The 20,393-nt window shown below is 61.9% G+C and carries 14 protein-coding genes; 12 read left to right on the top strand and 2 right to left on the bottom strand.

Going from position 1 to position 20,393, the window contains the following annotated elements; all coding sequences use genetic code 11:
• Positions 1-59 precede the first annotated feature (59 nt).
• Both aceF and aceE read right to left on the bottom strand, forming a co-directional pair.
• On the bottom strand, positions 60-1,718 hold the full coding sequence (aceF, locus tag QU606_RS04310; RefSeq protein ID WP_304998139.1) for a dihydrolipoyllysine-residue acetyltransferase: 1,659 nt from the start codon (positions 1,716-1,718) through the stop codon (positions 60-62).
• 11 nt (positions 1,719-1,729) lie between these two features.
• Positions 1,730-4,375 carry a pyruvate dehydrogenase (acetyl-transferring), homodimeric type gene (aceE, locus tag QU606_RS04305; RefSeq protein WP_024073027.1) on the bottom strand — a complete coding sequence of 882 codons (2,646 nt, stop codon included), beginning with the start codon at positions 4,373-4,375 and terminating at the stop codon, positions 1,730-1,732.
• A 383-nt stretch (positions 4,376-4,758) separates the two neighbouring features.
• Between aceE and glnE the strand changes: the two genes are divergently transcribed.
• The 12 genes from glnE to QU606_RS04245 all read left to right on the top strand — a co-directional run bounded on the left by glnE (position 4,759) and on the right by QU606_RS04245 (position 20,388).
• Entirely contained in the window at positions 4,759-7,698 is a 2,940-nt protein-coding gene (gene glnE, locus QU606_RS04300; RefSeq protein WP_102623817.1) for a bifunctional [glutamate--ammonia ligase]-adenylyl-L-tyrosine phosphorylase/[glutamate--ammonia-ligase] adenylyltransferase, read from the top strand.
• A gap of 54 nt (positions 7,699-7,752) precedes the next feature.
• Positions 7,753-8,787, top strand: coding sequence for a lipopolysaccharide heptosyltransferase II (waaF, locus tag QU606_RS04295; protein ID WP_304998138.1), 1,035 nt, complete (start codon positions 7,753-7,755; stop codon positions 8,785-8,787).
• Position 8,788: 1 nt separating this feature from the next.
• Positions 8,789-9,850, top strand: a complete 1,062-nt coding sequence (waaC, locus tag QU606_RS04290) for a lipopolysaccharide heptosyltransferase I (protein WP_024073030.1) — start codon at positions 8,789-8,791, stop codon at positions 9,848-9,850.
• Positions 9,850-10,974, top strand: a complete 1,125-nt coding sequence (locus tag QU606_RS04285; RefSeq protein WP_069075123.1) for a glycosyltransferase family 4 protein — start codon at positions 9,850-9,852, stop codon at positions 10,972-10,974. The genes waaC and QU606_RS04285 overlap by 1 nt, the downstream gene beginning before the upstream one ends.
• The gene (gene rfaP / locus QU606_RS04280) at positions 10,971-11,777 is read left to right on the top strand and encodes a lipopolysaccharide core heptose(I) kinase RfaP (protein ID WP_069075124.1); all 807 of its coding nucleotides are present in this window, start codon (positions 10,971-10,973) and stop codon (positions 11,775-11,777) included. Before QU606_RS04285 ends, rfaP begins: the two co-directional genes overlap by 4 nt.
• Positions 11,777-12,511 (top strand): lipopolysaccharide kinase InaA family protein, encoded by a 735-nt coding sequence (locus QU606_RS04275; protein WP_069075125.1) that lies wholly within the window; start codon positions 11,777-11,779, stop codon positions 12,509-12,511. Before rfaP ends, QU606_RS04275 begins: the two co-directional genes overlap by 1 nt.
• Positions 12,508-13,260, top strand: a complete 753-nt coding sequence (locus QU606_RS04270; RefSeq protein WP_069075126.1) for a lipopolysaccharide kinase InaA family protein — start codon at positions 12,508-12,510, stop codon at positions 13,258-13,260. The genes QU606_RS04275 and QU606_RS04270 overlap by 4 nt, the downstream gene beginning before the upstream one ends.
• On the top strand, positions 13,260-14,717 hold the full coding sequence (locus tag QU606_RS04265) for a lipopolysaccharide kinase InaA family protein (RefSeq protein ID WP_304998137.1): 1,458 nt from the start codon (positions 13,260-13,262) through the stop codon (positions 14,715-14,717). Before QU606_RS04270 ends, QU606_RS04265 begins: the two co-directional genes overlap by 1 nt.
• A 1,103-nt stretch (positions 14,718-15,820) precedes the next feature.
• Positions 15,821-16,177 (top strand): YceK/YidQ family lipoprotein, encoded by a 357-nt coding sequence (locus QU606_RS04260; protein ID WP_173903811.1) that lies wholly within the window; start codon positions 15,821-15,823, stop codon positions 16,175-16,177.
• A gap of 153 nt (positions 16,178-16,330) precedes the next feature.
• Positions 16,331-18,088: a carbamoyltransferase gene (locus QU606_RS04255; protein WP_024073039.1), complete on the top strand. Its 1,758-nt coding sequence runs from the start codon at positions 16,331-16,333 to the stop codon at positions 18,086-18,088.
• A complete protein-coding gene (locus QU606_RS04250) occupies positions 18,089-18,985 on the top strand; it encodes an antimicrobial resistance protein Mig-14 (RefSeq protein WP_024073040.1) in 897 nt (298 codons plus the stop codon).
• Positions 18,982-20,388 (top strand): PIG-L deacetylase family protein, encoded by a 1,407-nt coding sequence (locus tag QU606_RS04245; protein ID WP_024073041.1) that lies wholly within the window; start codon positions 18,982-18,984, stop codon positions 20,386-20,388. Before QU606_RS04250 ends, QU606_RS04245 begins: the two co-directional genes overlap by 4 nt.
• The last annotated feature ends 5 nt before the right edge of the window (positions 20,389-20,393 follow it).

Below are 20,393 nucleotides of genomic sequence, written 5' to 3'. Positions count from 1 at the left end.
TGGCGCTCGGAAAACGGTGCAACCAGGCCTCCCGGGGTGAACGGGAGGCCTGTGGAGGCTTACAGCAAGATGGTACGGATGTCGTTCAACAGCTGGCTCAGGCGCTGGGTGAAGCGCGCAGCGGCCGCGCCGTTGATCACACGGTGATCGTAGGACAACGACAGTGGCAGCATCAGCTTCGGCTGGAACGCTTTACCATCCCAGACAGGCTGGATAGTGGCCTTGGACACGCCCAGGATCGCCACTTCCGGCGCGTTGACGATTGGCGTGAAGCCAGTGCCGCCAATGTGACCGAGGCTGGAGATGGTGAAGCAAGCGCCTTGCATGTCGTCGGCGGTGAGCTTTTTGTCGCGGGCCTTGGCCGCCAGCGCAGCAGCCTCGGCCGCAAGTTGCAGCAGGCTCTTCTGGTCGACGTTCTTGATGACCGGTACCAGCAGGCCATCCGGGGTGTCGACCGCAAAGCCGATATGCACGTACTTCTTGCGAATGATCGCCTTGCCGCTTGGGGCCAGCGAACTGTTGAAGTCCGGCAGCTCCTTGAGCAGGTGCGCGCAGGCCTTGAGCAGCAGTGGCAGCACGGTCAGTTTTACACCAGCCTTCTCGGCCACGGCTTTCTGCGCAACGCGGAAAGCTTCGAGGTCGGTGATGTCAGCCTGGTCGAACTGGGTCACGTGCGGGATGTTCAGCCAGCTGCGGTGCAGGCTCGACGCGCCGATTTGCATCAGGCGGGTCATCGGCACTTCTTCGGTCTCGCCGAAGCGGCTGAAGTCCACGACCGGGATCGGTGGAATGCCCGCGCCGCCAGTAGCAGTGCCGGCAGCCGGAGCTTCCTTGGCTTTCTGCATCATGGCCTTGACGTAGACCTGCACGTCTTCCTTCAGCACCCGACCGTGTGGGCCGGTGGCCGATACGGCGCTCAGCTCGACGCCGAACTCACGCGCCAGTTGGCGAACCGCCGGGCCTGCGTGGACCTTGGCACCGCTTGGCGCAGGTGCGGCAGCCGCCGGGGCCGGAGCGGCCTCGGCTTTTGCAGCAGGTGCAGGTGCAGGGGCGGCGGCGGCCGGAGCGGCTTCAGCCTTGGCGGCCGGGGCGGCAGCGGGTGCTGGAGCCGCAGCCGGTGCAGCGCCTTGGACTTTCAGCTTGAGGATGAAGTCGCCAGTGCCGACTTCGTCTTCCAGCTTGACCGCGATGCTTTCCACCACGCCGGCAGCCGGCGATGGGATTTCCATCGAGGCCTTGTCGGACTCCAGGGTGATCAGCGACTGGTCGGCTTCGACGGTGTCGCCGACCTTGACCAGCAGCTCGATGATCTTGGCCTTGCCCGACGAGCCGATGTCTGGAACATGAATGTCCTGGACAGTGGCGGCGGCAGGTGCAGCCGCAGCCGCCGGGGCTGCAGGAGCCTCGGCAGCCGCCGGTTTTTCAGCGGGGGCAGGTGCAGCAGCGGCAGCAGGAGCCGCTGCCGCAGGGGCCGCATCGGCGGCGCCTTCGATTTCCAGCTCCAGCAGTTCGTCGCCTTCTTTAAGGCGGTCGCCCAGCTTCACTTTCAGGCTCTTGACCACGCCGGCCTTGGGAGCAGGGATTTCCATGCTCGCCTTGTCCGATTCCAGGGTCAGGATGCTCTGGTCGGCTTCGACGGTGTCGCCGACCTTCACAAACAGCTCGATTACTTCACCTTCACCGCTGCCGATGTCAGGTACGCGAATGAGTTCGCTCACAAAAAGTCTCCTCAGCAGTCCAGTGGGTTGCGTTTTTCCGGGTTGATCCCGAACTTGACGATAGCGTCAGCCACCACCTTAGGTTCGATCTCACCACGGTCAGCCAAGGCTTCCAGGGCTGCCAACACCACGAAATGACGGTCGACTTCGAAGAAGTGACGCAGCTTCTTGCGGCTGTCACTGCGGCCGAAACCGTCGGTGCCCAGGACTTTGAATTCCTTGGACGGGACCCACTGGCGAATTTGTTCAGCAAACAGCTTCATGTAGTCGGTGGAGGCAATGACAGGGCCCTTACGGCCGGTCAGGCACTCTTCGACATAGCTCTGCGCAGGCTTCTGGCCTGGGTGCAGGCGGTTGTTGCGCTCGACGGCCAGGCCATCGCGACGCAGTTCGTTGAAGCTGGTCACGCTCCATACGTCGGCGCCGACGTTGAACTCGTCACGCAGGATCTTCGCCGCTTCACGCACTTCGCGCAGGATGGTGCCGGAGCCCATCAGTTGCACGTGGTGTGCCGCTTCCTTGGTGTCTTCTTCGAGCAGGTACATGCCCTTGATGATGCCTTCCTCCACGCCGGCCGGCATGGCTGGCTGCTGGTAGGATTCGTTCATCACGGTGATGTAGTAGAAAACGTCCTGCTGCTCTTCGGTCATCTTCTTCATGCCGTCCTGGATGATCACCGCCAGCTCATAGCCGTAGGTTGGATCAAAGGTGCGGCAGTTCGGGATGGTGGCAGCCAGGATGTGGCTGTGACCGTCTTCGTGTTGCAGGCCTTCGCCGTTCAGCGTGGTACGGCCGGCGGTACCGCCGATCAGGAAACCACGGGTACGGCTGTCGCCGGCAGCCCAGGCCAGGTCGCCGATACGCTGGAAGCCGAACATCGAGTAGAAGATGTAGAACGGCAGCATTGGCTGGTTGTGGCTGGAGTACGAAGTACCGGCAGCGATGAAGGAGCTCATGGCGCCCGCTTCGTTGATGCCTTCTTCGAGGATCTGGCCCTTCTTGTCTTCCTTGTAGAACATCACCTGGTCTTTATCGACTGGCTCGTAGAGCTGGCCGACGGAGGAGTAGATGCCCAACTGACGGAACATGCCTTCCATACCGAAGGTACGGGCTTCGTCCGGGATGATCGGCACGATACGCGAGCCGATTTCCTTGTCCTTGACCAGCTGCGCGAGGATCCGCACGAAGGCCATGGTGGTGGAGATTTCACGGTCGCCCGAGCCGTCCAGGATTGCCTTGAGGGTATCCAGTGGCGGTGTCGGGATGGTGAAGCTCTTGGCGCGGCGCTGTGGCACGAAGCCACCGAGTGCGGCACGACGCTCGCTCAGGTAGCGGGCTTCGGCGCTGTTCGGCTCCGGCTTGAAGAACGGCAGGTTTTCCAGCTCTTCGTCTTTGACGGGAATGTCGAAGCGGTCGCGGAACAACTTCAGGCTGTCGACATCGACTTTCTTGGTGTTGTGCGCAGTGTTTTTCGCTTCGCCGGCACCGGTGCCATAACCCTTGATGGTCTTGGCCAGGATGACGGTGGGTTGTTCCTTGTGGTTGACCGCTTCGTGGTACGCCGCGTAGACCTTGTACGGGTCGTGGCCGCCACGGTTGAGTTTCCAGATCTCGTCGTCGGACAGGTCTTCAACCATCGCCTTGAGTTCAGGCGTGTTGAAGAAGTGCTCACGCACGAATGCGCCGTCTTTGGCCTTGTAGTTCTGGTACTCGCCGTCGATGACTTCGTCCATGCGACGTTGCAGGATGCCGTCGACGTCCTTGGCCAGCAGTGGGTCCCAGAAACGGCCCCAGATGACTTTGGTCACGTTCCATTGGGCACCACGGAACACGCCTTCGAGTTCCTGGATGATCTTGCCGTTGCCGCGAACCGGGCCGTCGAGGCGCTGCAGGTTGCAGTTGATGACGAAGATCAGGTTGTCCAGCTTCTCGCGGCCGGCCAGGGAGATGGCACCCAGGGATTCCGGCTCGTCACACTCGCCGTCGCCCAGGAAGCACCAGACTTTCTGCTTGCCTGCCGGGATGAAGCCACGGGCTTCCAGGTACTTCATGAAACGTGCCTGGTAGATCGCCTGGATCGGGCCCAGGCCCATGGATACAGTCGGGAACTGCCAGAAATCTGGCATCAGCCACGGGTGCGGGTACGACGACAGGCCGTTACCGTCCACTTCCTGGCGGAAGTTGTTCATGTGTTCTTCGGTGATGCGGCCTTCCATGAACGCACGGGCGTAGACGCCTGGCGAGGTGTGGCCCTGGAAGTAGATCAGGTCGCCGCCGTGTTCTTCGGTCGGGGCCTGGAAGAAGTAGTTGAAGCCGATGTCATACAGGGTGGCGCTGGAAGCGAAGCTGGAGATGTGACCGCCCAGGTCAGAATCTTTCAAGTTCGTGCGCATTACCATCGCCATGGCGTTCCAACGTACCAGCGAGCGAATGCGGCGTTCCATGAACAGGTCGCCAGGCATGCGTGCTTCGTGGGTAACGGGGATGGTGTTGCGGTACGGCGTGGTGATGGCGTAGGGCAGTTGCGAGCCGCTGCGGGTCGCGAGTTCGCCCATACGGGTCATCAGGTAGTGAGCACGGTCTTCGCCTTCTTTGTCGAGAACCGATTCCAGGGCGTCCAGCCATTCCTGGGTTTCGACGGGATCGAGGTCTTGCATGGCTTGCTCCAGGGCGGAAAGGCTACCAGAATCGGTTGCCTGAAGTTTGCGACTGGCCTTGTGGGCAGACGACATAAATTCTTGGATGGCCGAAGGTTGCTTCGGCGTCCTGTAGTTTTACTACAAATCGTCGGCCATTTCAGCCTTTCGAATGTATATACGAGTAGTAAAACTACACAAGACTGAGCGGATTGCTCGGTCTGATCGGTGAGCATAATCGTTATTGTTGATCTTTTGCGAACAAGAAAAGGTAGAAGTTTAATGTTGCCTGCCAAAATTAATGTTTTTTCAGCTATTTCTAACTTTTGTTCGACAGTCCTCCATCGAGCGCGCTGCCTGCGTTCACAGCAACAAGCCGTTTACGCGCCGATCAAGGATAGACCATGAGCCTTCCAATGCTGGCCGAACTGCCGGCCATTCTCTTGCCATTTGCCAGCCGGGCCGAGCAGTCATTTCGTGACGCAGTGGCCGCGCTGGATGACGATCATGGCCTTTCTGCGTGGACGCCGCAACGGTGGGCCGATTTCGCCCGGGTGTGCGCCGCCAGTGACTTTGTGATTGAACAGAGTGTTCGTGACCCTTTGATGTTGCTGGAACTGGTGGCATGGGGCGAACTGGACCGCGGCTTTGCGCCGGGCGAGCTGTGCGGGCAGATTGCCGGTGCGGTGCAACAAGCTGAAACAGAAGATGAACTGGGCCGCGTCTTGCGTCGCCAGCGTACCCGCCAGCAAGTGCGCATCATCTGGCGCGACCTGACTCGCCAGGCCGACCTGGTGCAAACCTGCCGCGACCTTTCCGACATGGCCGACGCCAGCATCGACCAGGCCTACCAATGGCTGTACCAGCGTCACTGCGTGCAGTTCGGCACGCCGACCGGCCGGCGCAGTGGTGAGGCCCAGCAAATGGTGATCCTCGGCATGGGCAAGCTCGGTGCGGTGGAGCTGAACCTGTCATCGGATATCGACCTGATCTTCGCCTACCCCGAAGGCGGTGAGACGGTGGGCGTCAAGCGCGCCCTGGATAACCAGGAATTTTTTATCCGGCTTGGTCAAAAATTGATCAAGGCTCTCGACCCGATGACCGTCGACGGTTTTGTCTTTCGCGTCGATATGCGCCTGCGCCCCTACGGTTCGGCCGGCGCCTTGGTGCTCAGCTTCAATGCGCTGGAGCAGTACTACCAGGACCAGGGCCGCGACTGGGAACGCTACGCCATGATCAAGGCGCGGGTGGTGGCTGGCGACCAGGTGGCCGGCGCGCAACTGCTGGATATGCTGCGTCCGTTCGTCTATCGCCGTTACCTGGACTTTTCCGCCATCGAAGCGCTGCGCACCATGAAGCAGTTGATCCAGCAGGAGGTACGGCGCAAGGGCATGGCCGAAAACATCAAGCTGGGCTCGGGCGGCATCCGTGAAGTGGAGTTTATTGCCCAGGCGTTCCAGTTGATTCACGGTGGTCGCGACCTCAGCCTGCAGCAGCGGCCGTTGCTCAAGGTCCTCGGCACCCTGGAAGGCCAGGGCTACCTGCCACCGGCGGTGATCGCCGAGTTACGCAATGGCTATGAATTCCTGCGTTACACCGAACACGCGATCCAGGCGATTGCCGACCGTCAGACGCAAATGCTTCCGGACAGCCCCGAAGACCAGGCGCGCATTGCCTTTATGCTCGGGTTTTCCGATTGGGCCACCTTCCATGCGCGCTTGATGTATTGGCGTGGTCGCGTGGATTGGCATTTCCGCCAGGTGATTGCCGACCCGGATGAAGAAGAAGGCGAAGAGAGCGAATTGGTCGTCGGCGGAGAATGGCTGCCGCTGTGGGAAGAGTCCCAGGATGAAGATGCCGCCTGCCGCCAGCTCGCCGAAGGCGGTTTCAGCGACGCTCCCAAGGCCCTCAAAGCCTTGGCCGGCCTGCGCGGCAGTCCGCAACTGCGTGCCATGCAGCGCCTGGGTCGCGAGCGCCTGGATGCGTTTATCCCGCGCCTGCTGGCCCAGGCTGTCGAGCACGCCAACCCCGACCTGGTGCTGGAACGTGTACTGCCGCTGGTGGAGGCCGTCGCGCGGCGTTCGGCTTACCTGGTCTTGCTCACGGAAAACCCCGACGCCTTGCGCCGCCTGCTGACCCTGTGCGCCGCCAGCCCGTGGATCGCCGAGCAGATCACGCGCTTTCCGCTGCTATTGGATGAGTTGCTCAATGAAGGTCGCCTGTTCAAGCCGCCCTTGGCGCCCGAACTCGCCGCCGAGCTGCGCGAGCGCCTCACTCGCATTCCCGAGGATGACTTGGAGCAGCAGATGGAAGCCTTGCGCCACTTCAAGCTGGCCCACCGCCTGCGCGTCGCCGCCTCGGAAATCGCCGGCAGCCTGCCCTTGATGAAAGTCAGCGACTACCTGACCTGGCTCGCCGAAGCCATCCTCGAACAGGTGCTGGCCCTGGCCTGGCGCCAGACCGTCGCGCGCCACGGCTCGCCGCAACGGCTGGACGGCACCCTGTGCGATCCTGGGTTCATCATTGTCGGTTATGGGAAAGTCGGCGGTATCGAACTGGGGCATGGTTCGGACCTGGACCTGGTGTTTATCCACGACGGCGACCCGCAGGCCGAAACCGACGGTGCCAAGCCGATCGACGGGGCGCAGTTCTTTACGCGCCTGGGCCAGCGGATCATCCACCTGCTGACCACCCAGACCAACTCCGGCCAACTATATGAAGTAGACATGCGCCTGCGACCGTCCGGCGCATCCGGCCTGCTGGTGAGTTCGCTTGGGGCGTTCGCGCGCTATCAGGAAAACGAAGCCTGGACCTGGGAACATCAGGCGCTGATACGTGCGCGGGTGCTGGTGGGCAGCCCGGATGTCGGCCAGGCCTTCGAGCAAGTGCGGGCCAAGGTGCTGGGGCGTGAACGGGACCTGGTGAAGCTGCGCCAGGAGGTCAGCGAGATGCGCGCCAAGATGCGTGACAACCTGGGGACCAAGTCGACGGTGGCCGGTACCGGCGCCAATGCCTTCGAACCCACGGTGGTGTTCGACCTCAAGCAGGACGCTGGAGGTATCGTGGATATTGAATTTATGGTGCAATACGCCGCTTTGGCGTGGTCTGCGCAACATCCATCGTTGCTGCGCTACACCGACAATATCCGCATTCTGGAGGGCTTGGAGCAGGTAGGGTTGATGCCTGCCGCCGATGCCCATTTGCTGCGCGAGGTGTATAAAGCCTACCGTTCCGCCGCGCATCGCCAGGCCTTGCAGAACGAGGCCGGCACGGTGACCGGGGATCAGTTCGCCGACGAACGGCGCCAGGTGATGCGAGTCTGGCAGGAGCTGGGGTTGAGCTGAAACACTATTAGGGCGGGGAGGCATAAGCCTCCCCGCATCGTTTGTGGAAACTACATGAATATTCTGATCGTTGGGCCCAGTTGGGTCGGTGACATGGTGATGGCACAGACACTGTTCCAGTGCCTGAAACAACGTCATCCCGACTGCCAAATCGATGTGCTCGCCCCTGAGTGGAGCCGGCCGATCCTCGAGCGCATGCCCGAGGTGCGCAAGGCCCTGAGCTTCCCGCTCGGCCACGGTGCCCTCGAGTTGGCGACTCGCCGTCGTATCGGCAAATCCCTGGCCGGCCAGTATGACCAGGCGATCCTGTTGCCCAACTCGATGAAGTCGGCCCTGGTGCCGTTTTTTGCCGGCATCCCGAAACGTACCGGCTGGCGCGGCGAGTTTCGCTACGGCCTGCTTAACGACGTGCGCAAGCTCGACAAGGCGCGCTACCCCCTGATGATCGAGCGTTTCATGGCCCTGGCCTACGCGCCCGGCGCCGAGTTGCCGACGCCGTACCCGCGCCCGCGCCTGCGGATCGACCCGGTGACCCGCGACGCAGCCCTGGCCAAGTTCGGCCTGGCCCTTGACCGTCCGGTGCTGGCGCTGTGCCCTGGCGCCGAGTTTGGCGAGTCCAAGCGCTGGCCGTCGGAGCACTACGCCAAGGTCGCCGAGATGAAAATTCGCGAAGGCTGGCAAGTGTGGCTGTTCGGTTCGAAAAACGACCATGGGGTGGGCGAAGATATTCGCCAGCGCCTGATCCCCGGCCTGCGCGAGGAAGCGGTGAACCTCAGTGGCGACACGTCGTTGGCCGAGGCCATCGATCTGCTCTCCTGCTCGGATGCCGTGGTGTCCAACGACTCCGGGTTGATGCACGTGGCGGCGGCGCTGAATCGCCCGCTGGTGGCGGTGTATGGTTCTACGTCCCCAGGCTTTACCCCACCGTTGGCCGACCAGGTCGAAGTGGTACGCCTGGGTCTGGATTGCAGCCCGTGCTTTGAGCGCACCTGCCGTTTCGGTCACTACAACTGCCTGCGCCAGTTGCTGCCGCAGCCGGTGAGCGATGCCTTGCAGCGGTTGCAGGGCTCTGTGGTCGAGGTTCACTGAGTTGCGGGTACTGGTAATCAAGACCTCATCCTTGGGCGACGTGATCCACGCCTTGCCGGCATTGACCGACGCTGCGCGGGCGATCCCCGGTATTCAATTCGACTGGGTGGTGGAAGAAGGCTTCGCCGAAATCCCCACCTGGCATCCGGCCGTCGACAAAGTGATCCCGGTGGCGATCCGCCGCTGGCGCAAAAATATCTGGCAGACCCTCAAGAGTGGTGAATGGCGACGCTTCAAACAGCGCATCCAGTCGACCAAATACGACCTGGTGATCGATGCCCAGGGCCTGCTCAAAAGCGCCTGGCTGACCCGTTACGTGCGCGCGCCAGTGGCCGGTTTCGACAAAAACTCCGCCCGTGAACCGATTGCGGCGCGCTTCTATTCCCGGCGCCTGGCCGTGGCCCGCGGGCAGCACGCGGTGGAACGCCTGCGCCAGCTGTTTGCCGTGGCACTCGGTTACGACCTGCCCAAGGGCTTGGGCGACTACGGCCTGAGCGTCGACAAACTGCTCGGCCTGCCGCCGAAAAAACCCTTCGTATTGCTGCTGCACGGCACCACCTGGGACACCAAGCACTGGCCCGAAGCCTACTGGCGTGAGCTGGCCGAGCGCATGGGGCGCCTGGGGGTGGACGTGAAGTTACCCTGGGGCAACGCCATCGAAAAGGCGCGGGCCGAACGCCTGGCCCAGGGCCTGCAACACGCCGAAGTGCTGCCCAGGTTGAACCTGGCCGGCGTCGCCCGTGTGTTGGCCAGTGCCCGTGCCTGTGTGGCGGTCGACACCGGCCTCGGTCACCTGGCGGCCGCGCTGGATGTGCCGACCATTTCCCTGTTCGGGCCGACTAATCCCGGCCTGACCGGCGCCTATGGCAAAGGCCAGATTCACCTGGCCAGTGACTTCCCGTGCGCGCCGTGCCTGCAAAAACAATGCACCTATCAACCCACGGCCGACGACCTGCGTCGGTTCGACATCAAGCGCGAGTCGCCCCTGTGCTTCACGCGCCTGAACCCTGAGCGTGTGGCAACCCGGCTAAGCACGTTGTTATTGGCTGAGGAGCTGCACTGATGCAACTGGCTTTTGTTCTGTACAAATATTTCCCCTTCGGCGGCCTGCAACGGGATTTCATGCGCATCGCCCTGGAATGCCAGCAGCGCGGCCACCAGATCCGTGTCTACACGCTGATCTGGGAAGGCGACATCCCACCGGGCTTCGAGGTGCTGGTGGCGCCGGTCAAGGCGTTCTTCAATCATCGGCGCAACGAAAAGCTCAGCGCCTGGATGGAAGCCGACCTGGCCAAGCGCCCGGTAGACCGCCTGATCGGTTTCAACAAGATGCCCGGCCTGGATGTGTATTACGCCGCCGATGGCTGCTTTGAAGACAAGGCACAAAACCTGCGCCATTCGCTGTACCGCAGCTTCGGTCGCTACCGCCACTTTGCCGAGTACGAACGCGCGGTGTTTGCCAAGGATGCCAAGACCGAGATCCTGATGATCTCCGAAGTGCAGCAACCCTTGTTCATCAAGCATTACGACACGCCGCTGCAGCGCTTCCACCTGTTGCCACCGGGCATTGCCCAGGACCGCCGCGCACCGCCGAATGCCGCCGAGATCCGCGCAGGGTTCCGCAAGGAATTCAACCTGACCGATGACGAACTGCTGCTGGTGCAAATTGGCTCCGGCTTCAAGACCAAGGGGGTCGACCGCAGCCTCAAGGCCCTGGCCGCACTGCCGGCAGAGCTGAAAAAACGCACGCGCCTGTTTGTAATCGGCCAGGACGACCCCAAAGTATTCCAATTGCAGAGCGCCACCCTGGGCTTGGGCGACAACGTGCAATTCCTCAAGGGGCGCAGTGATATTCCGCGCTTCCTGCTGGGCGCCGACCTGTTGATCCACCCGGCGTACAACGAAAATACCGGGACCGTGCTGCTCGAAGCCCTGGTGGCCGGGCTGCCGGTGCTGGTCTCGGCGGTGTGTGGTTATGCCCATTACATCGCCGAAGCCGACAGTGGCCTGGTGCTGGATGAGCCGTTTGAACAAGCCCAACTCAACCAGTACCTGGCGCAGATGCTCAGCGATTCTGCACAGCGCATGGCCTGGGGTCGCAACGGGTTGGCGTTCGCCGAGACTGCCGACCTCTACAGCATGCCGCAGCACGCGGCGGATGTGATTCTGGCGGAGCCAAAACGATGAAGTTGATACTTGCCGAACCGTTCAAGACCCTCTGGGCTGGGCGTGACGCCTTCGCCGAAGTCGAGAAACTGCAAGGCCAGGTATTTCGCGAGCTGGCGGCCCGTCGCACGTTGCGCACCGAGGTCGACGGCCGTCCGTATTTCGTGAAAATCCACCGTGGCATTGGCTGGGGGGAGATCTTCAAGAACCTGATCACCGCCAAGTTGCCGGTACTGGGGGCGGGCCTTGAATGGGCCGCCATCCATCGCCTGCAGGCCCTCGGCGTACCGACCATGACCGGCGTAGCCTTCGGCGAAAAAGGCAGCAACCCGGCGGACCAGCATTCGTTCATCATCACCGAAGAACTGGCACCGACCCTCAGCCTGGAAGACCTGACCGTCAACTGGGTCGCCGAACCCCCGGCACCTGCACTGCGTCATGCCCTCACCGCCGAACTGGCGCGGATGGTCGGCGACATGCACCGTGGCGGCGTGAACCATCGCGACTGCTACCTCTGCCATTTCCTGCTGGACACCGCGCAGCCGATTGACGCGCACAACATCAAGCTTTCCGTCATCGACCTGCACCGTGCCCAACTGCGTGCCCATCTGCCGATGCGCTGGCGCGACAAGGACCTGTCGGCGTTGTATTACTCGGCGCTGGAGATTGGCCTGACGCGGCGCGACAAGCTGCGTTTCCTCAAGGGTTACTTCCGCCAGCCGCTGCGCCAGATCCTGGCTGAGCAATCGGCGTCCCTGAGCCTGATACAGCGCAAGGCCGACAAGCTGTATGCACGCAAACAACGCTACGGGGATGCGCTCTGATGGCGGGTTGGAACCTGGAACCTGCTTACGCCGCCCTGGCGGATGATTTCGGAAGCCTTGCAGCAGTGTTCGCCTTGCAAGGCGAGCGCCTGACCCGCGACCCCCTCTCGGAGGTGATCCGCGTGGAGCGCGGTGGGGTCAATTATTACGTGAAGCGCTATGTCGGGGCCGGCAAGGGGCTGCGGCGCTACCTGGGCAAGCCACGGGTGAAGTCCGAGTGGCAGAACCTCAAGCGCTTCGCCAAGTGGGGCATTCCCACCGCCGACGTGGTGGCCTGGGGCCTGGAACGCAAGGGCCTGGCCTACGCCCGGGGGGCGATGATCACCCGCGAGTTGCCCAAGACCGAAGATTTGTCGGTGCTGGCCGAGCGCAACGATGCGCGCCTCAAGGACCCCAAGTGGGTCGATGCCGTGAGTCGCCAGCTCGCCGAATACACGCGCACCATGCATGATCATCGCTTCACCCATAACGACTTGAAGTGGCGCAACCTGCTGATCGACGACCAGCAGACGCTGTATTTGATCGACTGTCCCAACGGTGATTTCTGGCGCGGTTTCTGGCTCAAGTACCGCATCACCAAGGACCTGGCCTGCCTGGATAAGGTGGCCAAATATCACCTGTCGGCCACCCAGCGCCTGCGCTTCTACATGCAATACCGCCAACGCTCGCATCTGACGGCGTCGGATAAACAGCGAATTCGCCATGTGGTGAAGTTTTTCGAGGGACGCGAATGAGTGATTTCCTGGCGGCCGACGACCGCGCTTTACTTGAGCGCAACGGCCTCGCGACTTTCGACGCCCTGTGGGCCAAGCAATTGGACGCGGTGGATGAGCCGAACACCAGCCGGGGCGGCTGGAGCAGCGTGTTTCGCCTGGAGCTCGATGGCCAGGGGTATTACCTCAAGCGCCAGAGCGACTACCTGACGCGCACCCTGCATCGCCCGTTTGGCGAGCCAAGTTTTGCCCGCGAATTTCGCAATATCAGCCGCTATCGCCAGTTGGGGATCCCGGCCCTGCAGGCGGCGTTTTTCGGCCAGCGCAAGGTCAATGGCGAGCATCGCGCGATGTTGCTGACGCGCGCCCTGGACGGCTGGAATGACCTGGAGTCATTGCTGGAGCAGTGGCCTTCACTGAGCGATGCCCAGCACCGCGCCATCCTGCAAGCCAGCGGCCAGTTGGCTCGGCGGCTGCACAGCGTTGGCCAGGTGCACGGCTGTTTTTATCCCAAGCATATTTTCCTGCAGGCGACGGGCGACGGTTACGCCGCGCAGCTGATCGACCTGGAGAAAACCCGTCCGCTGTTGTTCGGCTGGCGGGATCGGGTCAAGGACCTGGAGCCGCTGTTGCGCCGTGCACCGCAGTGGTCGGATGAGCAGGTGCGCCAACTCCTGGCGGCGTACCTCGAACAGCCTGAGGACAGCGCGCTGCTCGCCACCTGGCACCAGCGCTTGACCGCGCGGCGTAGCCACAAGGAGAACCGCTGATGCGTTTGTCCGAGTTGAAAAAAGCCGGGCGTACCCCCGGCCTGCCAATGACCCTTGACCTGGCGGACGCTGCTGGCCCTGGGCAGTTGCAACTGCTGAGCCTGTTGCGTGTATTGCCGGGCGAGCGCTACGTCGGCGCAGCGGTCTGGCGCGGGCGTCCGGTACTGGCCAAGTTGCTGGTAGGCAGTAAGGCCGCGCGACATTTTCAGCGTGAACTCGGCGGCGTGCGCCTGCTCGCCGAACACCGCTTGACCACACCGCTGCTGCTGGCCGATGGGTTGCAGGAAGGCGAGGGCGGCTGGCTGTTGTTCGAGTTTATCGAAGGCGCTGAGAGCCTGGCGGATGCCTGGCACGCGGTCGAAGGCTTGCCGCCGCTGGCGGATGAGCAAACCGCCGTGCTGGCCGAAGCGTTGGGTGCGATTGCCCGGATGCACGCCAAAGGGCTGTGGCAGGAAGACCTGCACCTGGACAACCTGCTGCGCCAGGGCGATAAGCTGTATCTGATTGACGGTGCCGGGATTCGTGCCGAAGAGGCGGGCAAGCCGCTGTCGCGCAACCGGGTGCTCGAGAACCTCGGAGTGTTTTTCGCCCAGTTGCCGAAAAACCTCGAGCCGTTTACCGAGGAACTGCTGGTGTATTACCTGCTGGGCAATGGTGAGCACGCGTTGCCGCTCGAAGCCCTGGAGAAGCAGGTGCGCAAGGTCCGCGCCTGGCGCCTGAAGGACTATTTGAACAAGGTCGGCCGTGAATGCACGCTGTTCAGCGTGGTGCGCGGTGCCTTTGGCCTGCGTGCGATTCGGCGCGAGGAAGAGCCGGCCATGCTGCCGGTGCTGGCACAGGCTGACGCATTGCTGGATCAAGGCCACCTGTACAAGACCGGGGGGGCGGCCAGTGTGGCCAAGGTCGAAGTGGCCGGCCGACCGCTGGTGATCAAACGCTACAACATCAAAGGCTTCACCCATTGGCTCAAGCGCTTCTGGCGCCCGAGCCGCGCCTGGCATTCCTGGCGCGAAGGCAATCGCCTGGCGTTCCTCGGCATTGCCACGCCCACGCCGCTGGCTGTATTGGAAAAGCGTTTTTTCTGGCTGCGCAGCCGGGCTTATCTGGTCACCGAGTACCTGCCGGGGCCGGACATCATCGAGCGTTTCGCACCCTATGTTGAGCACGGCGACGCGCCTGAAAACGAACTGCTGGCGCTGGACCATCTGTTCGCCGAGCTGATTCGCGAGCGCATCAGCCATGGCGATTTCAAAGGCCACAACCTGTTCTGGGATAACGATCGCTGGTCGCTGATCGACCTGGACGCGATGTGTCAGCACAGCTCTGCCGCCAGCTTCGCCCCGGCGTATGCCAAGGACCGTGCGCGGTTTATGCGCAATTGGCCCGAGAGCAGTGCGTTGTATCAGTTGATCGATCAGCGTTTGCCCAAAGGGATCGAGATTGGTGGCTCCCTGTAGCAGGGCTTGAGGGCAGTATGAACGTAGATGGGCAACCCGGAAGAGCCTGAAACCTAGGATTGAATATCCCATGGCAGATGAAAAACTAACCCCTCCGCAGTTTCTGCTCTTTGAAAGCGAGAGTGAGGTGGAGCGTGTTGCAGAAGGTGTGGCAGCGAAACCGCCAAACCTACCATCTGGCTTTGGGCTTCTGTGTTGAAACCCTTCATGAGTGTCTCCATGAGAAACATCAGCAGCGCGCCCCATCGGCATGAGCGTTTTACGACCGGGCCAGGAAAATCGTGCCTTTGACGTGCTCAAACGCAAGTTTTATTGCAGTGGAGGGCGGAGCAAGGTAGGTGAGGGTTTTGAAAATTGGGGGCTGAAAATTTTCCCTACTGCAGAAAGCGAAAAGCCCCGGTGAAACTCACCGAGGCTATAACGCCGACCGGGATCCCCCAGTCCATTTGCGGCAAATTCTATGCCCGCGATTTTAGAGTGTCAACGCGCACCACCTGAGTAGCCGATAGGCCGTTGTCGTGCCGAGTCTACTGACGCGCTCAATAGTAAGCGCTGTTGCGCTGCCAGTGCCCAGGCCGCCGAAGGCGATGATGCCGTGCCGTCCGTGGCCGGCAAGCACATCAGCAAGGCCGGTATCCTGCTGTTCACCATTGACGCACCGTCGCATACAGCCTCAACACCACCTCCGACAACGTCGCATCTGGCTTTGGGCTTCTGTCTTGAAACCCTTCACGAGTTTTTCCCTGAGAAACATCAGTAGCGCGCCCCATCGGCATGAGCGTTTTACGACCAGGTCAGGAAAATCGTGCCTTTGACGCGCTCAAGCGCAAGTTTTATTGCCGTGGAGGGCGGAGCGAGGCGTGTCATGGTTTTGAAAATTGGGGGCTCGCGGGTGAGGTGGTTCATGAGTCGGCCGGACTCCGTGGCGCTTGGTGTGTAAACGCGCAAAAGGTCGCGAGTTCAGTGAGTCGGGCGATTTTTATCATTTAGGAATCAGCCTACGTTGCAAATCGGTGTTACTACGCTGGGGCTCCAGGTTCGTCGATGTTAGCGTGACCCGCTTCGCCAAATGACAACGGCCGATGGCTTAAAAGGAGTGGTTCGTGAGGATTGCATCGAAAGTCTTGTGGCTGGCCGCCGGGGTGGCGCTGGCCGGTTGCGGAACCATCAATACCGTTTTCCGCCCGGATGTCGTGACCAGCCAGAACCTCAAGGACTCGCGCAGCCACTGCGAAAACGTGCCGCGTATCTACAGTGGGGTGATGTACGGGTTTTGTACCCTCAATGGCGAACCCAAGCCTGAAAAAAGCCTGAACGACATAAGCCTGATCGACCACGGGCCCGGCGCCGTCCCTGTCATCGCCATCGAATTCGTGGCCTCCGGGGTGCTGGACACGCTGCTGCTGCCCTACACGATCTACCGTCAGTCCAAGGACGGCAGCATCGAGATCTTCCGTTAGCGCGCAGTGACAACCGGTCGCCACATTCCCTAGATCATCCCGCCGCATGTTTACGCTATAATCCCGCCCTTTAGCTGTTTCCTGCCCAGGCGGGAAGCACACTTTTTTCAGGCGCAACCCGCCTGCATGCAGACTAAAAGAGGCTAGACCCCTGTGGCATTGACGATTCTTGGCCTGTCCGGCGCCCTTAGCCATGATCCTTCCGCAGCCCTGTATATCGACGGCAAGCTGATCGCGGCCGCCGAAGAAGAGCGCTTCGTACGCGACAAACATGCAAAGAACCGCATGCCCTACGAGTCGGCGAAGTTCTGCCTGGAACAGGCCGGCATCAAGCCTTCCGACGTTGACGTGGTGGCGATCCCGTTCGCCCCGATCAGCCTGTTCGGCGAGGCGCGCTGGCACTACGCCAAGCGTTACTGGTACGCCCCGGATCGCGCCCTCGACGCGATCCTGATGGGCAACCGTCGCTACAAGCGCTACCGCAACAAGATCGTCTGGTGCCTGGAGCAACTGGGCTTCGATCCGAAGAAAATCAAGATCGAGCCGGTTGAACACCACCTGGCCCACGCTTCCAGCGCCTACCACTGCTCCGGCTTCCAGGAGAAGACCGCGATCCTCGGGATCGACGGCAAGGGTGAGTACGCCACGACGTTCTTCGGCTACGGCGAGAACGGCAAGATCCACAAGATCAAGGAATTCTACGATCCGGACTCCCTCGGTGGCCTGTACGGCGCGATCACCGAGTTCCTCGGTTTCGAGATGCTCGACGGTGAGTTCAAGGTCATGGGCATGGCGCCGTACGGCGACGCCAGCAAATACGATTTCTCGCGGCTGGCCTCGTTTGAAAACGGCGAGCTGGTGATCAACACCGACTACGCCAACGTTATCGGCCTGCGCCGTTACAAAGAGAAGGGCAAGGGCTTCTACTTCTCGCCAAAACTGATCGAGTGGCTGGGCCCCAAGCGCGAAGGCGACATCGCCGACGAGCCGTACATCCACTACGCCGCCAGCATGCAGGCGCTGTTTGAAAAGCTGGCCTTGCAGATGATCGACCATTACCTGGGCGACATCCTCAAGGACACCGGCAAGCTGGCCTTCGCCGGCGGCTGTGCGCTGAACGTCAAGCTGAACCAGAAGATCATTGCCCGTGACGACGTCAAGGAGCTGTTCGTGCAGCCGGCGTCCGGCGATGCCGGCACCGCTGTCGGCGCCGCCGCTTACGTGTCCCACGCCCGTGGTGTACCGGTGGAGAAGATGGAACACGTCTATCTCGGCCCGTCCTACAGCAACGAAGACGTGATCGCAGCCTGTGCCAAGCACGAGAGCAAGCCGAACTGGCGCAGGATCGAAAACATGCCCAAGCGCATCGCCAGGATCATGGTCGACGGCAACCCGGTGGCCTGGTTCCAGGGCCGCATGGAATTTGGCCCGCGCGCCCTGGGCGGTCGTTCGATCATCGGTTGCCCAAGCGCCACGGGCGTGGCTGACCGCATCAACCACCAGATCAAGTTCCGCGAGCGCTGGAGGCCTTTCTGCCCGTCGATGCTCGACACCGTGGCCCCGCAGATGATCAAGGTCGATCACCCGGCGCCGTTCATGACCTTCACCTTTGAAGTGTCGGAAGAGTGGAAGACCCGCGTACCGGAAGTGGTGCATGAAGATGGCACGTCCCGCGCCCAGGTGCTCAAGCGCGAATACAACCCTCGCTACTACGACATGATGAAAGAGCTGGAAGTGCTGACCGGTAACGGCGTGTCCCTGAACACTTCGCTCAACCGTCGTGGCGAAGCGATGATCTGCTCGCCGACCGACGCACTGAACATGTTCTTCGGCTCGGACCTGCAGTACCTGATCATGGAAGATATTCTGGTCGTCAAGGATGGCGTGGACCCTTATGACGCTGTGGTTTAAATGCTGAACCGCTTCCAGGCTTGGCGTGAACGTGGCTGGGCGCCTGTCGAGGCCGAGGTTTACGCCCAGGCCTGGCTGCGGTTTGGTGGCAGCGTGGCGACCCATCCGCAGGTCGTCGAGCGCTTGGCGACGCTGGCGCAGATTCCGGTGCGCTACCTGGGCTGGGAGCAGGACGGCGAGCTCAAGGGGGCGATTGCCACCTGGGGACGCGACCTGGCCCTGTCCAAGGACGTGCTCAAGCGCAGTGGCAAGAAAGGCCTGTTTGACTTGGGCAATGCCGAGATCATCCTGCCCATTGCTGCCGATGCGCGGGTGCCGGTGCGCCATCGTGGGCGCTACCTGTCGGCGCTGAATGAAGGCCGCGTCAGCACCCTCAAGCCCCAGGCCGAGCAACTGGCCATGGCCCGTACCCCCGAAGACCTGTCGAAGAAATTTCGCTACAACCAGCGCCGCGAGCTGCGTCTGCTGGAAGAGGCGGGCGGTGTGGTGCGCGCGGTCAGTGAGTTCTCCAGCAGTGAGCTGGCGGCGATCTACTGCGATCTGTTCCAGCGTCGTTGGGGGTTCCCGGCGACCGGGGCCGAGCGCCTCGCCGAGGTGCTGGCATTGCTCAAGGAGTTCCTGATCGGTTCGGTGTTGTTTCTCAACGATGCCCCTATTGCCGTGCAATTGGTGTATCGCGTCGAATCACCTGAATGGATCAGCATTGAATACGTCAACGGCGGGGTCGACCCTGAAACCCGCGCGTTCAGCCCTGGCAGTGTGTTGAGTTTCCTCAATACGCAAAGTGCCTGGGAGCAGGCCCGGGCCGTGGATAAACCGCTGCGTTTTTCTTTTGGGCGTGCCGACCGTGAATACAAGGAGCGCTGGTGCACGCCAGTGCCGGTGTTCAGCCTATGAGCCGCAAACAGCAACTGCTCAAGCGCCACCGACGCAACAAGCGCATTGCGCTGCTGATGGGCTTGCTGGTGTTGGTCGTGGCCGGTGTGCTGGTGGCCTGGTGGCTGCCGTTGATCCTGGCGGTGCTGCTGTGGGTGGCCCACGAAGCCTGGTTCGCCGACCATTTGTTCTATTCGCCCAAGGATGACTACCAGTACCGCTTTGCTCCCGGTGGCCAGTCGGTCGGTGTGCGCCTGGACGCCGGGCGACTGGTGCCACAAGCGCCTTTGGAACTGGCGGGCGATGAAACACTGATCGTCGAAGTGCAGCTCAAGAGCAGTTGGTTGGGGCGCTTCTTGGATCCAGCGGTTGAATTGTCCGGGGATCGCCAGGCGTTCGAGCGTGGTGTGGCCGGCAAGCGTTACCTCAACCTCACCGGTTCCGCGACGGCACTGGCCGGCGGTGAGCTGCACCTGCGCGGTCGCTATTGCCGCGTGATCGGTCAGCCGGTGCTGTGGGTCTTCCGGCAACCGGACCTGGCCCGCCAGCGAGTGATGGTGATCGCGCCCCATGCCGACGACGCTGAACTGGCTGCATTCGGCCTGTATGGCCAGGCGGACGAAAGCTGGATCGTGACCCTGACCGCCGGCGAAATCGAGGCCGAGCACTATCAGCAGATGGGCCTGCCCAAGGCCGACGCCGCGCGGATCAAAGGACGCCTGCGTGCCTGGGACAGCATTGCCGTACCGCGCTGGGCCGGCGTACCTGAGGCGCGGTGCGTGCAACTGGGTTACTTCTGCCTGCAACTGCCGGCCATGCGTGACGCTCCCGATCAGCCCCAGGCGTCCCGCGAAGCGCAACTGGACGATACGCGGCTGTTCCGCCAGTTCAATGCCCTGGCGTTGCCCAGTGATGCGGACGGCGCGCCGACCTGGAACAACCTGATTGCCGACCTGCGCGCGGTGTTGCTCAAGGCGCGCCCCGAGGTCATCGTGGTACCGACCCCGGTGCTTGATCCTCACCCGGACCATATCTGTGCCCACGCCGCGGTGGTGCAGGCATTGGAAGGGCTTGAATGGCAGCCGACCACGCTGCTCGGTTATGCCAACCACCTGCATGATAATGACCGCTGGCCCATGGGCGATTCCGGTGCCGGCGTGGCGTTGCCGCCGCAGTTCGATGCGACCCAGGTGCTTGAGCCTTATTGCCGGGTGCTGACCCTCGGCCAACAGCGGGACAAGGCGATGGCGCTGGGCATGATGCATGACCTGCAACCCCGCGCGCCGTTCAAGCGTCGGGTGCGCCGCTTGTTGCAGCAATGGCTGGCCGGTCGTGGTCCATCGCCTTATGGTGAGAATGAATTCTTCCGCAAGGCCGTGCGCCGTCACGAGCTGCTTTGGGTATTGAAGCCGGACCGGGATTGACTATT

Origin of the sequence: Pseudomonas sp. OVF7, assembly GCF_030644265.1 — a bacterium.
Classification (GTDB): Bacteria; Pseudomonadota; Gammaproteobacteria; order Pseudomonadales; family Pseudomonadaceae; genus Aquipseudomonas; species Aquipseudomonas gorinensis.
The sequence above is the reverse complement of the archived record's forward strand: the minus strand, read 5'-3'. Positions and strand labels throughout refer to the sequence as shown.

Excerpts from the sequence above, each read along its gene's own strand:
- aceE (WP_024073027.1), bottom strand. The coding sequence starts at position 4,375 with ATGCAAGACCTCGATCCCGTCGAAACCCAGGAATGGCTGGACGCCCTG.
- glnE (WP_102623817.1), top strand. The coding sequence starts at position 4,759 with ATGAGCCTTCCAATGCTGGCCGAACTGCCGGCCATTCTCTTGCCATTT.
- waaF (WP_304998138.1), top strand. The coding sequence starts at position 7,753 with ATGAATATTCTGATCGTTGGGCCCAGTTGGGTCGGTGACATGGTGATG.
- QU606_RS04285 (WP_069075123.1), top strand. The coding sequence starts at position 9,850 with ATGCAACTGGCTTTTGTTCTGTACAAATATTTCCCCTTCGGCGGCCTG.
- rfaP (WP_069075124.1), top strand. The coding sequence starts at position 10,971 with ATGAAGTTGATACTTGCCGAACCGTTCAAGACCCTCTGGGCTGGGCGT.
- QU606_RS04275 (WP_069075125.1), top strand. The coding sequence starts at position 11,777 with ATGGCGGGTTGGAACCTGGAACCTGCTTACGCCGCCCTGGCGGATGAT.
- QU606_RS04270 (WP_069075126.1), top strand. The coding sequence starts at position 12,508 with ATGAGTGATTTCCTGGCGGCCGACGACCGCGCTTTACTTGAGCGCAAC.
- QU606_RS04265 (WP_304998137.1), top strand. The coding sequence starts at position 13,260 with ATGCGTTTGTCCGAGTTGAAAAAAGCCGGGCGTACCCCCGGCCTGCCA.
- QU606_RS04250 (WP_024073040.1), top strand. The coding sequence starts at position 18,089 with ATGCTGAACCGCTTCCAGGCTTGGCGTGAACGTGGCTGGGCGCCTGTC.
- QU606_RS04245 (WP_024073041.1), top strand. The coding sequence starts at position 18,982 with ATGAGCCGCAAACAGCAACTGCTCAAGCGCCACCGACGCAACAAGCGC.